A 13,282-nucleotide genomic window follows, 5' to 3' on the forward strand; every position below is an offset into this window, starting at 1 on the left:
TCGTTTATTTCTTCTTTCCGTACTTTTTGGAAATCTGAATAGCTTTGTATTTCGTTGTGTCAAAATGTGGTGTGTCAATTGACAAGCTTGTCGGATAAGGAGCGCTGCGATCAAAGAAATACACAGTTGTTGTACTTCCGTAATCATTAACAGGCATCAAATCAAGACAGGCTGAGTAATCTGCATTCAACAAGTCGCCTACTGTAACGGCATAAATGCGTATAATACCACCTTTATTTTGTTCATTTCTTACGAAAGCGGCTTCCTTAAAACCTCCCGGTAGATCTTCAATACTTTTCTGATTGAAACTATCTTTTAAAATAAAACCCAACAGCACTAAAATCGGTATGACCAAAAGCCATAGCCTTTTATTCTTCTTCATTAAAAATATTTAAATTGTAATTGTTATACCTAATAATTTGTAAAACTCTTTTAAAATTGCTTGGTGTCCTGGCCAAGCAGGAGAGGTAACCAAATTGCCGTCTACGACAGCTTGATCCGCAGGGATATTTTTCCATGTGCCGCCCGCTAGTTCGATGTCGGGACCTACAGCAACATAGGCTGTCAATGTCCGACCTGCGAGTACCTTTGCAGCTGTCAATACTTGGATACCATGGCATATTGCCGCGACAGGTTTGTTTTGCTCAAAGAAGTGCTTCGTAATCTCCAAAACACGTTTGTTGAGTCGAATATATTCTGCCGATCGTCCTCCCGCAATATATAAACCATCATAATCTTCGACATTGACCTGGTCGAAATCTTTATTGATTGCGAAATTGTGTCCGCGCAGTTCTTTATAAGTCTGGTCACCAGTGAAATCATGCACTGCTGTGGGGACTACATCTCCGCTTTTGCGGTCCGGAGCAATTGCATCTACTGTTAATCCTATTGAACCCATTGCTTGAAATGGAACCATTGCTTCGTAATCTTCTACAAAGTCTCCTACAAGTAGTAATATTTTTTTTGCCATATCAAAAAACCTCTTTTAATAGGTTTTCAATTTACATATTAAAAGAGGTATTCACAATGATTATTTGTTAATCTTTTGTTAACCTTGTACGGATAATTTTTCAGCAAGTGCACGTTTTGTTTTGCGTACTTTAGCTTCTAATTGGCTTCTTAAAGTGGGATCGACAATACCTTTACCTTCTTCAAAGTTTTTGTGGAATTCAGGAAGAGAGAAGGAGTCTAATATGTCGGCACCATCCCAAGTGATTCGGTTTACTGCGGTGTTCAATACCGTGGCACCTCCCATTGGACCAGGAGCAGTAGCCAATAAGAAAACAGGTTTGCCATTGAATAATTTACGGTTAGGAATACGTGAGACCCAGTCAACAATATTTTTGTAAGCTGTAGTATATGACCCATTGTGTTCGGCCAAAGAAATCAAAAGGAAATCTGCTGCATCCATTTTAGCAGCAAAGTCATGTGCCAACTGTGGAATGCCCAACTCGACTTCTTTGTCGTAAGAATAGATAGGCATTTCAAAATGGTTTAAGTCTAGCAATTCGATGATATCGTCTGCTTCTTTGTAGTATTTGGAAGTACTTGTGACGAACGTTTTGTTGATTGAGTTTTTGTTGCTTGTTCCTGCAAATGCTAATATTTTCATCTTTATATCATTAATTTATGAGGTGTTGAATAGGGGCAAAACTGCCCAATACTGACCTCCTTGTTACCTTTAGAAAATCATGATTTTCGCATGTTTTCGCTATGTTTTATTTTAAAATCTGGTCAAACTTACGATATAATTGCTGAATAAATGTCAATCAAATGTCTCTGTACGGCGTCCTAGCGTATTTATTGATGTAGATCAATAAAATTGAAACGTTCGTACATACCAAGCAGGCCTGTAAGTCCGCCAGTATGAATAACGAGTACCTGATCCGCGGGGGTAAAGTAGTCCTTTTTGATCAGATCATCTACAGCATAAAGTAATTTGCCGGTATAGGTGGGCTCGATCATGATTCCTGTAGCAGCTATAAAATGCTGAACAAAGGCGAGCAAGTCGTTATTGGATTTTGCATAACCACCAAAATGATAATCAAGATGTAAAATAGGAGGGGTGATGTTGGGGTAAATTTGATCGACTTCCTCCTGAATAAAGCCTCCATTTTTTAAAACAGGTATGCCGTGTACGCGGGTAAATAGGTCTCGTTTTTCTATCGCATTGGCTATTCCAGCTAACGTTGTTCCTGTGCCGCAGGCGGTAAAAATATGCTGGTATTCATGTTGGAGTTCATCAACGAGTTCGGAGCAACCTTTTGCTCCCAGCATGCCGTAACCACCCTCGTGTATATAGAACGTCGTTGGATCCTGATCAAAATAGGTGTTGTATAAATTTTCTTTATCTCGGTAAGATTCGCGGTCGACGTAAATGAGCTGCATCCCAAAAAGGCGGCACATTGCTAAAACAGGGTTGTTAACCCCTTCTTCACCTCGAACAAAAGCGGTTGTTTTAAACTTAAAGGTAGCTCCGGCGCAAGCGGTAGCTAAAAGATGGTTGCTCCATGCTCCACCAAATGTAACAAGATGATTTTTCTGAAGCTGCAGGGCTTCTTCCAGATTATACTTTAATTTTCGCCATTTATTGCCTGAAATAAAGGGATGTATGAGGTCATCGCGCTTAAGCGTTACTTTAATATGCTTCTTCTCCCAGGCTGGGAGGCACAATTCAGTTTCGGGGCTATGGATTTTGAAGGACAACATAACATTAAATGAAAACAAATTTAACGAAAATTGTTTCATTTGGTTTATTTTTGTAGCATGACAGAACAAATTGGATCGCAAGATCAGGAAGAACAAGAATTATTTGAGCATCTACGTATTGAGGTGGATAAGGGACAAGCATTACTCCGCATTGACAAATACCTGATGAACAGAGTTGAAAATGCGACACGGAGCAAAATTCAGCATGCTATTGAAGCAGGTTCTGTCATGGTTAACGGTAAGGAGATCAAGGCGAGCTATAAGGTTAGACCTGATGATGTGATTACATTGGTGCTACCTGATCCACCACGGGATAATGAAGTTTATCCAGAAAACATTCCATTGGATATCAAATACGAGGATGACGACGTGCTGATTGTGAATAAAGAGGCGGGCATGGTCGTGCATCCAGGATATAATAATTATACGGGAACCTTGGTAAATGCATTGACGTATCATATACAGCAGTTGCCACAGCTTCCAGGAAACTCCGATCGCCCGGGTTTAGTACATCGAATCGATAAAGACACTTCCGGACTATTGGTTATTGCTAAAAATGAAAAATCAATGGCCTTTTTGGCAAAACAGTTTTTTGATCACAGTATTACCCGTAAGTATATTGCATTAGTTTGGGGTGATTTAAAAGAGGACGGAACAATTACAGGTTATATTGGACGTCATCTAAAAGACAGACGCATCATGGCCATGTATGATGGTGAAGACAAAGGGCGTTGGTCAGTGACACATTACAGAGTTTTGGAGCGACTGGGCTATGTTACTTTAATAGAATGTCAGTTAGAAACAGGGCGTACACACCAAATTCGTACGCATATGCAATCTATTGGTCATCCGCTATTTAATGATGCAATGTATGGTGGAGATAAGATTTTAAAAGGTACCGTGTTTTCAAAGTACAAGCAGTTTGTGGATAACTGTTTTTCATTACTGCCGCGACAAGCACTTCATGCGCAGGTATTGGGATTTATCCATCCTTCTACAAAAGAAAATATGTATTTTGAGGTACCATTTCCAGAAGATTTTCGTTTAGCTTTAGAAAAGTGGCGTGCTTATGCTGCAAATTCAATGGCTATAGAAAATGATTAAAATTTAGAACAAAATTAAGATGCCAATAAACTATATCAATTTCAATGGCAATGTAGTGCCGGAAGATCAGGAAATATTTAGCATTGAGAATAGAGGTTTTCGTTATGGGGACGGATTATTCGAAACGATGCTGTATAAGGATGGTGATATCCGTTTTCTAAATTTTCATGTTGAGCGTTTACAGAAAGGTATGGAGTTGATTCATTTGGATGACGCCAATCTTTTCGATGAGTTTTTTATTCGTTCAAGATCCGAAGAATTAATTCGCAAAAATAATATGTTGGGGCAACAGGTTCGCATCCGATTGATCGTATTTAGATCTGGTGGTGGATTGTATAGTCCGACGAGTAATAAACCTGGTTTTGTTTTGCAGGTGCAGCGCATAGAACCTAATCTTCGCGATAAAAAGGTTGGTTTGATTGTAGGGCTGTACAATGAATTCAAAAAACCGTATAGCGATCTTTCAAAGATTAAATCTTTAAATGCGCAGATTTATGTTTTGGCTGGCATCTATAAAAAGAAAATGGCTTTTGATGATGTATTGATTCTAAATCAGGAAGGTTATCTATGTGAATCCTTGATTTCAAATATCTTTGTCTATTATGAAAAGGTACTTTATACACCAGCGTTATCCGAAGGATGTATTGAAGGAGTAATGCGCCGGGTAGTCATGGACATGGCACAGGATGAAGGTATAGAGGTGGTTGAGGCACAGATAAGCCCCGAAATCATGAAACGGGCGGATGAGATTTTCTGTACCAATGCTGTACAGGGCGTACAATGGGTAATGGGCTATAAGCAAAAGCGTTATTTCAATAAGATCTCGCGGATTTTGCAGGAAAAATTACAACATTGGAACTATGACGTCAGTGATGAACAGGACTAGAATAATTTGATTATACATACAAAAGGGCAGGATTTAATCCTGTCCTTTTGTATGTATAATTCGCTCAGCCCATTGCTCAAAGGCATTTTTAAAGCTGCGTAGAAAATCTTTGGTTTTTTGTGATTCAATTGTCCCACTGGGTCCAATACATGTTGTTATACTGCCCAGATAAGCTTCGGGTTGCTGCATCGTTAAGATATTGACGAAGACCAGTGATTGACGTAAATGGTGGTTGGCGCCAAAGCCACCGTAAACTCCCGTTGATGAAGAAATTATTGCGCCAGGTTTGCCATCCCATTTATTTTTTCCATAGGGTCTTGAACCCACGTCAATCGCATTTTTTAAAACTGCAGGAATAGAACGATTATACTCTGCAGTAATAAAAAGTACAGCATCCAGAGAAGCGACCTCTTTCCGAAATCGCACATAGCTCGGAGGAGGATTTCCTACATCGTCAAAATCCTGATTATATAGGGGAAGCTCGCTGATATCGATTATGCGATAGCCAAACTTAGATTCCTCTTGCTCAAGAATAAACTGCGCAATTTTTTTGTTGTAAGATTCCTTTCGTAAGCTACCAACCAATATTCCTACGTTATATATACTCATGGTAATTAGTTTATTAAAGTCTGTATGATCTGAACAACTGATCCTATTAAAAAGTTTGCGGTTTTTTATCAATCATATCGTATTTAACCTGTTTAAAATGAGATTCTTATTGCTGTGTTAACAAAAATTAACATTTGAACATTAATCTTTTGCACACTGTTTGTTGTCGTATTGTAAAGAAGAAATTACAAACTAGAGGGAGGAGCTACTTATGAAAAAATTGTTTTACGCGGCTGCGATTATTGCAGGCCTTTTTACTGCGGGAGCTGCACAAGCGCAAGTCAGTATTAGTGTCAATATTGGGAGTCAGCCTAGCTGGGGGCCAGCTGGTTATGATTACGCGCGCTATTATTATATTCCAGAATATAATATGTATTACGATGTACCCGCGAGATGTTACGTTTATTATGATAATGGCGGCTGGATAAGAAGGGCAAGTTTGCCAAGAAGATACAGACATTACGATTTTTATCGTGCTCATAAAGTGGTTATCAACGATCGCACACCTTGGCATCACCACGATCGGTATAGAAGCCGTTATGGCGGCTACCGTGGAAGACAAGTATCTATCCGTGACAACCACCACGGTGGCAGTGGGTATTCATTTGCTAGCGAACGTAGTGTAAGGCGCGAACATTCATGGGGAGAAAGCCGTCGATACGATAGAGGAAATGGACATGGACGTGGCAATAACCATGGGCATGGAAACGGACATGGGCGTGGTAACGGTCACGGAGGAAGACATAGAGATTAATCGAGTAGTTGAATAACATGATAAAAAAGGAATCTATATACATATAGGTTCCTTTTTTTTGACCAGAAATAACACGCTGTTTGCATTCGTAGCTTCGGGTGCTTTCGGAATCATGAAACTTTTAGTGTGCATGCACAATAAATTAAATAACATTACAGCTTGATTAATGAAAAATATATTAATTTTGCGCTACAAGTGACTGAGATCAGTTTATTTTAGATGAATTTGAGTCTTTGGGAAATAATTGTAATGTGTAAGTTAATTTTTGTGATGAGAAAAGTGGTTAATTCGGTTGTTGTATGGGGAGGGTTAAGTATATCTATTATGGGATTTTACTCCTGCAATCAAAGTGGGACAAATAAGGTGCAAAATGTGGGAGCTGTTGACTCTATGCCGCCCAAAAAAGATAGTTTGCTTGCTGTGCAAGATTCGATAAGTAAAGTAGATTCCCTCCGTAAAGACACCATTACAAAAATGGAAGAAAATGTGGACTACAAAGGGGCTAAAGATACGACGGTATTGTTGACTGATACTGTTTCTCCACGTTATATTTATCTCACTTTTGACGATGGTCCACTGAATGGAAGCCAGCACCTTGATTCCATTGCGACAGCGAAAGGCATTAAAATTAATGCTTTTCTGATTGGCAATCATGATAAAATGAGTAAAAAATTACACAGTTTTACAGAACGTTATAAGAATAATCCTTTAGTGGATTGTTACAACCACAGTTACTGGCATGCGCACAATAAATACAGTACTTTCTATTCGAATCCGCAGACGGCTTTTGAAGATTTTGAACTTGCTGAGCAATCGCTGGGATTAACACATAAAATAGTTCGGTTGCCGGGACGAAATATCTGGTATATCGGAGACCGTAAAAAGGTTGATTTGAAAAGTGGGGCTTCGACAGCCGAGTTACTACACCAGAATGGTTATAAAGTAATTGGTTGGGACTGTGAGTGGAAGATAAATGGTGTTACAGGGAAACCGGACCTATCGGTGAATCAATTGTATACCCAAATGAAGAATTTGCTCCGTAAAGGTACCTCTTATACGAAAAACAATGTTGTGCTATTAACACATGACAATATGTATCAAACGAAAAAAGGACAGCGGCTATTATCGGATTTGATCGATAGTCTCAAACAACATCCAAACTATCGTTTTGAATTTGTACGGAATTATCCGCAATAGTGACAGCTATCTCTCTAAATAATTAAGGCTTAAACAGGAATGAATCCCAGTTTAAGCCTTAATTATTTAGACGAAAAGTCTATTTTAATTTTGTTTACGAAGATATTTGGTCAGTATCACGATTGTTTGACCCTCAATCTTTCCTTCAATTTGTTCGATATTGTCTGCTACTAGTCGAATATTCTTAACTACGGTTCCTAAAGTCGCTTTTAAAGAAGATCCTTTCACGTCAAGTGTTTTTGTCAGAACAACAGTATCACCCTCCAACAGTCGTTGCCCGATGCTATCTTCATGAAAAGAAACATAGCCATCATTTTCATGATCTCCAGTTTTCTTAGCTTCCGATAGTGTTTCATCGTCGAGATAGAGGATATCCAGTGCTTCAGACGCCCACCCTTCATTTTTTAATCGGTTTAACATACGCCAGCATACAATTTGCACCGATGGGTTTTCGGACCACATCGCATTTGGAAGGAATTTCCAGTCGTCTGGATTTAATTGTTCCGTTTTGTTGAGCTGATTGACCAATGTTTCTGAAATCAGTAAAGTATTGTCCAAATTTGATATTATTTCCGGGGGTAATGTGTAGGCAATTAAAGTGGCATCTTCGCCTGTCAGCTCACATTTTCCGCCAGCTCTCGCTTGTAATTGTTCTTCTAATTTCATGTCAGTTTTTTTGAAAGCCCAAACTTAGCCAAATTTGCTTTGATGTACAATGACGAATATCACGACTTAGGGAAATAATTCCTGTTTTTACTCTTATAAAGCATTGTTTTTGCTTATGGCTTTCATTTGTTTGCTGGTAAATTTATTTATATGATGCTCGCTATGAGGTAAAGTGGAGTAAATTTTTTCTTCAAATAAATTTACTCCATGTAGAACATTGGTACCGAATTTGTGTTTAACCAACATTAGAAAAGATTATTAACTGTAATATAGGAATACTATGAAATGGCAAGGAGGCAAGCAAAGTGGTAATTTTGAGGACCGTCGTGGAATGTCGGGGGGAGGAAAAATTGCTTTAGGAGGAATTGGTGGAATTATTGTTTTGGTGATTGGATTTTTGATGGGGGGAGATCCCATGCAACTTTTACAGCAAGCCCAGAACATGGGGGCGCAAACCGAACAATCCGGACAACCTCGTGAGTTAAATCCTGATGAAAAAAGGCTTACCGAATTTTCGCTGACCGTGCTCCAGAGCACGGAGGATGTGTGGGCCAAGTTGTTTAAAGAACAGATGCAAAAGAATTATACGCCAACGACTCTGGTTTTTTACGATGGCGGTACGCAGACCGATGGTTGTGGTATGGGGCAGGCTTCTTACGGACCTTTCTATTGTCCGGGGGATCAGAAGATTTACTTGGATTTGAGTTTTAGTAAAGAATTGTCGGATAAATTTGGAGCAAAAGGGGAGTTCGCCATGGCTTATGTTATCGCGCATGAGGTCGGGCACCATATTCAGCAATTGGTAGGTTTATTACCGAACACCAATCAGGCCCGAGGAAAGCTCAGCGAACGAGAGAACAATAAAATCTCCGTTATGACTGAACTGCAAGCTGATTTTTATGCCGGCGTATGGGCGCATTACCTCAACGAGTTCACGGATATAAAAATTGATTACAATGATATTCTAGATGGGATGAAGGCTGCCGAAGCTGTCGGTGATGACAAATTGCAGACCGAAGCTCAGGGATACGCGGTTCCCGAATCATTTACACATGGTACTTCTGCTCAGCGTATGGCATGGTTTAAGAAGGGCTATGAGTCAGGGGATATGCGTTCGGGAAATACCTTTGAAGATCCGAGTCTGAAATAGGGATCGTAATTCGAATAAAAAAACACCTGGCCGTGCAGCATGTCCGGGTGTTTTTTTATTGTGGTATACGCAATTTGCCTTGAGGGAACCAAGCCGTTTGGCAAATGCCGCGCTGGTCATATCAGATCATTACTGAACCAACAGATTACAACCACGAATATCACTTTGGTCAAAGCGTCCCAATATTTCAAAAGATCCATCCTCATATATTTTACCTAAATCCTGTGTGGCTATAAATGAACAGGAGTAGCGATTGGCGAGGTCGATTACGTTGATACCACCAGTTTTATTCAACGGAATCAGGCTTAATGGATCATTGGTATCCCGAATTAAGATTTTCATCCATTTTGGGAGATGGAATATTCCCTGACCTGAAGAATAGCCCTGTGAGAGCAGTTCTGTCATGCCATATTCAGAATGGATTCCATGTACAGAAAAGGCTTCTTCAAGAAGCTGATGAATTTCTTGTTTGACCATTTCTTTTCGCTTGCCTTTCATTCCGCCGGTTTCCATAATGATCAGTTCAGGAAATTCAAAGGCATATTGTTCAATGAAGTCGAGTAGGGCATACGTTACGCCAAAGAGGATGGTCTTTGTCCCTTTATTTTTGAGCTTAACAAGTGTATCGTAAAGCTCTTGGTGATTATAGAGAAAATAATTGCTTTCAGGTTGCTCACTTTGCTTCATGAGATCATCAATCATATAGATTAAAGATGAACCACTTCTTTCGAGATAGGATGGGAGCAATGCCAGGACGGCAATGTCGCCTAGCGGGCCATAGAAACTTTCAAAAATCTTACGAAAAGTTTGCTCATATATACTCCTGTCGGCGACCAGATGTTTTGATGTGACCATACCCGTTGTACCCGAACTCGAGAATACGATTTCAGCTTCCATTCCTTCAGCAATAACCTGTTGGGTCTTAAAAAATTCGATGGGCATGAAGGGAATATCAGTATAATGTTGAATACTGTCTTTTTCTCTTCCCAATAACCTGACGTAGTCACGATAAACCTTACAATGCTGGCTTTGGAATCGGTAGGTATCTAAACAATGCTGATTAAAATCAACTTCGGTTTTAATCTCAAAAAAATCCTTCCAATTCGTCATAGCATTTAAAAATTTGATGAACAAAATTAACTAAAATTTGGAAATATAGGGACGACTTATAGATTCCATTTACCAGACACCTATCGAAGATGGATGATATTACGAACTTTGTCCATTATAGCAGTGTTTAAGAGAAATAGATTGGAGGGAGGGAAATATGAATGTGGGAAATCCTGAGGTCAAATTTAACGAATTTAACCTCAGGATTTTATTGTTTACAACATACCACCGTCGACAGGTAGAACTTGCCCAGTTACGTATGCAGACAAGTCAGATGCTAAATAAAGACAAGCGTTGGCTACATCTTCTGGTTCTCCAGCACGTTTTAATGGAATTCCTGCTTCCCATCCCGCTACAACTTTTGGATCCAGTACATCGGTCATTTCGGTACGTATAAATCCTGGAGCTACTACGTTCGCACGGATATTACGAGAACCTAATTCTTTAGCAATGGATTTTGTGAACCCAATAATACCAGCTTTTGATGCCGCATAATTTGCTTGACCAGCATTTCCTTGCACACCCACTACTGAAGACATATTGATAAAGGAACCTTTACGGTTTTTCATCATAATTTTTGAAGCAGCCTTTGTAACGTTAAAGACAGATTTTAAGTTGACATTTAATACATCATCCCAATTCTCTTCGGTCATGCGCATCAACAGGCCATCTTTTGTGATACCGGCATTATTTACAACGATATCTAATCCTCCAAAATCGGCAACAATGGAGTTAATTAATTGTTCCGCTTCTTCGAATTTTGAAGCATCAGAACGATAGCCAATCACTTTGGTGCCAAAAGCTTGAAGCTCCTGTTCCAAAGCCTGCCCTTTTTCGACAGAAGAAAGATAAGTGAAAGCGACGTTAGCACCATGTTGTGCAAACACTTCCGCAATTTTCCTTCCGATTCCTTTTGATGCTCCTGTTACTAAAGCAATTTTTCCTTCAAGTATTTTCATCTGTATAAGTTATTTGTTCGTCAATTGTTCACTTCTAAGGCATTTATGACCATCTTCGATGCGTTTTCTGTCTTTCATATGCCTTCGGTCGCTGGAATTCAGTACGATATATGAATTCGATTCATGTGGTTTATCGTGTTATGCCACAATTTTGTTTTTTCGGTACACCCTAGCTATGAATAAATCATACAGTTTCATCGTTATAGTGTGCCCTATTGCCTATTGATGTTTTGCAAAAATGTTAAAACTATATTATAACACAAAATCTTTCGCTAAATAACGGTTTAAAATACCAAAACATTGTATGCTGCTCTAGTGTTTATTTTTGAGTGGACACTTGTTTTCAGTATTCAAATTTTGGATTTGGCAGTAAGCGATCGCTCACTTAGGATTATTTTAATAAATCAATGGTATTTTTGAATAAGTGGTTCTAAAAAGTACAGTTTTTTGACAAAAGACTTGGGGGTTTACCAAAAACTATATTAAATTTGCATCAATCACAAAAACATGAGCAAAAAATCAAATAAAGAAGTTGACGTTGTTCTAATCGGCGCCGGTATTATGAGTGCTACTTTGGGTACTCTAATCAATGAATTAAGCCCAGACGTTAATATTGAAATTCTTGAGCGTTTGGATGTTGTGGCTGCTGAAAGTTCTGACGCTTGGAATAATGCTGGCACGGGTCACTCTGCCCTGTGCGAGTTAAATTATACCCCGGAACAGAAAGATGGTTCTGTAAAGATTGATAAAGCAGTGAAAATTGCCGAGCAATTTGAAGTGTCAAAGCAATTTTGGTCCTACCTCGTTGATAAAGGCATTATTGCCCAACCTGAAAATTTTATCCGTAGTATTCCACACATGAGTGCGGTTTTTGGTGAAAAAGATGCTAAATTCCTAAAGACAAGATGGGAAACATTGACGACTCAAAACTTGTTCAAGGGGATGGAATATACTGAAGATCCTGCATTGCTGAAATCGTGGATTCCATTAATGATGGAAGGGCGCGCTGCAGACGAAAAAATCGCTGCGACTAAAATGGATCTCGGCACAGATGTTAATTTTGGTTCTTTGACGCGTGATTTGATCGCTAATCTTGAACATAAAGAAAATATTTCTATTTCCTTAAACCACGAAGTTGTTGATATCGAACGTGAGGAAGATGGTCGTTGGGAAGTGGAAGTCAAAGATTTAAACACCGGCGTAAAACGAGAGATCAAAGCTAAATTTGTTTTTATTGGAGCTGGTGGTCACTCTTTGTTGTTGTTAGAAAAATCGGGTATTCCAGAAGCAAAAGGTTATGGTGGCTTTCCGGTAGGAGGCCAGTGGCTGAGATGTGTCAATGAAGAGATCATCAATACACATCATGCGAAAGTATACGGTAAAGCTTCTGTTGGCGCGCCGCCGATGTCTGTTCCCCATTTAGATACCCGATACATCGATGGCAAGCAAGCATTATTGTTTGGACCATATGCAGGTTTCTCAACTAAATTCTTAAAACAGGGGTCTTACTTCGATTTACCTGCTTCTATCAAATTGTCCAATATCCGCCCGATGTTATCAGCCGGACTTGACAACTTACCTTTGACGAAGTATCTTATTACTGAAGTCATGAAGTCGCCAAAAGATAAACTGGAGTCTTTAAAACAATTTATGCCTACGGCTAAATTGGAGGATTGGGTAATCGAGAAAGCAGGACAACGTGTTCAAGTCATCAAGAAAGATGAGAAGAAAGGTGGAATTCTGGAATTTGGTACAGAAGTCGTTTCTAGTGCCGATGGCTCTATTGCAGCTTTATTGGGGGCATCTCCAGGAGCTTCGACATCTGTTGCTATCATGATCAGTCTGTTGAAGAGATGTTTCCCTGAACGTGCGAAATCAGATGAATACCGTAAAAAACTACGTGAAATGATTCCTTCACACGGGAAATCATTGAACGATGATGCGCAACTATGTAAAGAAACGCGTACGCGTACGCACAAAGCGTTGAAATTGATTGATATAGAATAATCAATTCAACAGAAAATATACTTATGGGGTGCTTGGAATGACCATGGTCATTCTCGGCTGAGATTATACCCAATAAAAGCGATTGTACCTCCTTGTACAATCGCTTTTATATACCTGATCCAGGTAATGCT

14 protein-coding genes are annotated in these 13,282 nt (G+C 39.3%); 6 read left to right on the plus strand and 8 right to left on the minus strand.

Features of this window, described 5'->3' with window-relative positions:
* Positions 1-4: 4 nt before the first annotated feature.
* The 4 genes from AB1Z56_RS02885 to AB1Z56_RS02900 all read right to left on the minus strand — a co-directional run bounded on the left by AB1Z56_RS02885 (position 5) and on the right by AB1Z56_RS02900 (position 2,748).
* The gene (locus AB1Z56_RS02885; RefSeq protein WP_293897866.1) at positions 5-382 is read right to left on the minus strand and encodes a hypothetical protein; all 378 of its coding nucleotides are present in this window, start codon (positions 380-382) and stop codon (positions 5-7) included.
* A gap of 9 nt (positions 383-391) precedes the next feature.
* A complete protein-coding gene (locus AB1Z56_RS02890; protein WP_309361722.1) occupies positions 392-970 on the minus strand; it encodes a DJ-1/PfpI family protein in 579 nt (192 codons plus the stop codon).
* Between the two features lie 78 nt (positions 971-1,048).
* The gene (locus AB1Z56_RS02895) at positions 1,049-1,612 is read right to left on the minus strand and encodes an NADPH-dependent FMN reductase (RefSeq protein WP_309361720.1); all 564 of its coding nucleotides are present in this window, start codon (positions 1,610-1,612) and stop codon (positions 1,049-1,051) included.
* A 188-nt stretch (positions 1,613-1,800) separates the two neighbouring features.
* Positions 1,801-2,748, minus strand: a complete 948-nt coding sequence (locus AB1Z56_RS02900) for a 1-aminocyclopropane-1-carboxylate deaminase/D-cysteine desulfhydrase (protein ID WP_426791024.1) — start codon at positions 2,746-2,748, stop codon at positions 1,801-1,803.
* 18 nt (positions 2,749-2,766) lie between these two features.
* Between AB1Z56_RS02900 and AB1Z56_RS02905 the strand changes: the two genes are divergently transcribed.
* Together AB1Z56_RS02905 and AB1Z56_RS02910 are read left to right on the plus strand one after the other, a co-directional pair.
* Positions 2,767-3,813: an RluA family pseudouridine synthase gene (locus AB1Z56_RS02905; RefSeq protein ID WP_309361716.1), complete on the plus strand. Its 1,047-nt coding sequence runs from the start codon at positions 2,767-2,769 to the stop codon at positions 3,811-3,813.
* Positions 3,814-3,832: 19 nt separating this feature from the next.
* On the plus strand, positions 3,833-4,699 hold the full coding sequence (locus AB1Z56_RS02910; RefSeq protein WP_426791025.1) for an aminotransferase class IV: 867 nt from the start codon (positions 3,833-3,835) through the stop codon (positions 4,697-4,699).
* A 33-nt stretch (positions 4,700-4,732) separates the two neighbouring features.
* Here the strand turns inward: AB1Z56_RS02910 and AB1Z56_RS02915 are convergent, their stop codons facing one another.
* Entirely contained in the window at positions 4,733-5,308 is a 576-nt protein-coding gene (locus AB1Z56_RS02915) for an NADPH-dependent FMN reductase (RefSeq protein WP_426791026.1), read from the minus strand.
* A gap of 211 nt (positions 5,309-5,519) precedes the next feature.
* Here AB1Z56_RS02915 and AB1Z56_RS02920 point away from each other — a divergent pair, with 211 nt between their 5' ends.
* The gene (locus AB1Z56_RS02920; RefSeq protein WP_426791027.1) at positions 5,520-6,062 is read left to right on the plus strand and encodes a hypothetical protein; all 543 of its coding nucleotides are present in this window, start codon (positions 5,520-5,522) and stop codon (positions 6,060-6,062) included.
* Between the two features lie 270 nt (positions 6,063-6,332).
* Positions 6,333-7,259 (plus strand): polysaccharide deacetylase family protein, encoded by a 927-nt coding sequence (locus AB1Z56_RS02925; RefSeq protein ID WP_309361708.1) that lies wholly within the window; start codon positions 6,333-6,335, stop codon positions 7,257-7,259.
* An 84-nt stretch (positions 7,260-7,343) separates the two neighbouring features.
* On the opposite strand, the gene AB1Z56_RS02930 is transcribed toward AB1Z56_RS02925, so the two are convergent.
* Complete coding sequence (locus AB1Z56_RS02930) at positions 7,344-7,925, minus strand: PhnA domain-containing protein (RefSeq protein ID WP_426791028.1); 582 nt, start codon at positions 7,923-7,925, stop codon at positions 7,344-7,346.
* 280 nt (positions 7,926-8,205) lie between these two features.
* Here AB1Z56_RS02930 and ypfJ point away from each other — a divergent pair, with 280 nt between their 5' ends.
* Entirely contained in the window at positions 8,206-9,075 is an 870-nt protein-coding gene (gene ypfJ, locus AB1Z56_RS02935) for a KPN_02809 family neutral zinc metallopeptidase (RefSeq protein WP_426791029.1), read from the plus strand.
* A 129-nt stretch (positions 9,076-9,204) separates the two neighbouring features.
* Here ypfJ and AB1Z56_RS02940 read toward each other — a convergent pair whose 3' ends face one another.
* A complete protein-coding gene (locus AB1Z56_RS02940; RefSeq protein ID WP_426791030.1) occupies positions 9,205-10,185 on the minus strand; it encodes an acyl transferase in 981 nt (326 codons plus the stop codon).
* Positions 10,186-10,400: 215 nt separating this feature from the next.
* Positions 10,401-11,144, minus strand: a complete 744-nt coding sequence (gene fabG / locus AB1Z56_RS02945; protein WP_309361700.1) for a 3-oxoacyl-[acyl-carrier-protein] reductase — start codon at positions 11,142-11,144, stop codon at positions 10,401-10,403.
* A gap of 507 nt (positions 11,145-11,651) precedes the next feature.
* Between fabG and AB1Z56_RS02950 the strand changes: the two genes are divergently transcribed.
* On the plus strand, positions 11,652-13,151 hold the full coding sequence (locus AB1Z56_RS02950; protein ID WP_426791031.1) for a malate:quinone oxidoreductase: 1,500 nt from the start codon (positions 11,652-11,654) through the stop codon (positions 13,149-13,151).
* The last annotated feature ends 131 nt before the right edge of the window (positions 13,152-13,282 follow it).

Source organism: Sphingobacterium sp. WOUb80, from assembly GCF_050058145.1.
Lineage (GTDB): Bacteria > Bacteroidota > Bacteroidia > Sphingobacteriales > Sphingobacteriaceae > Sphingobacterium.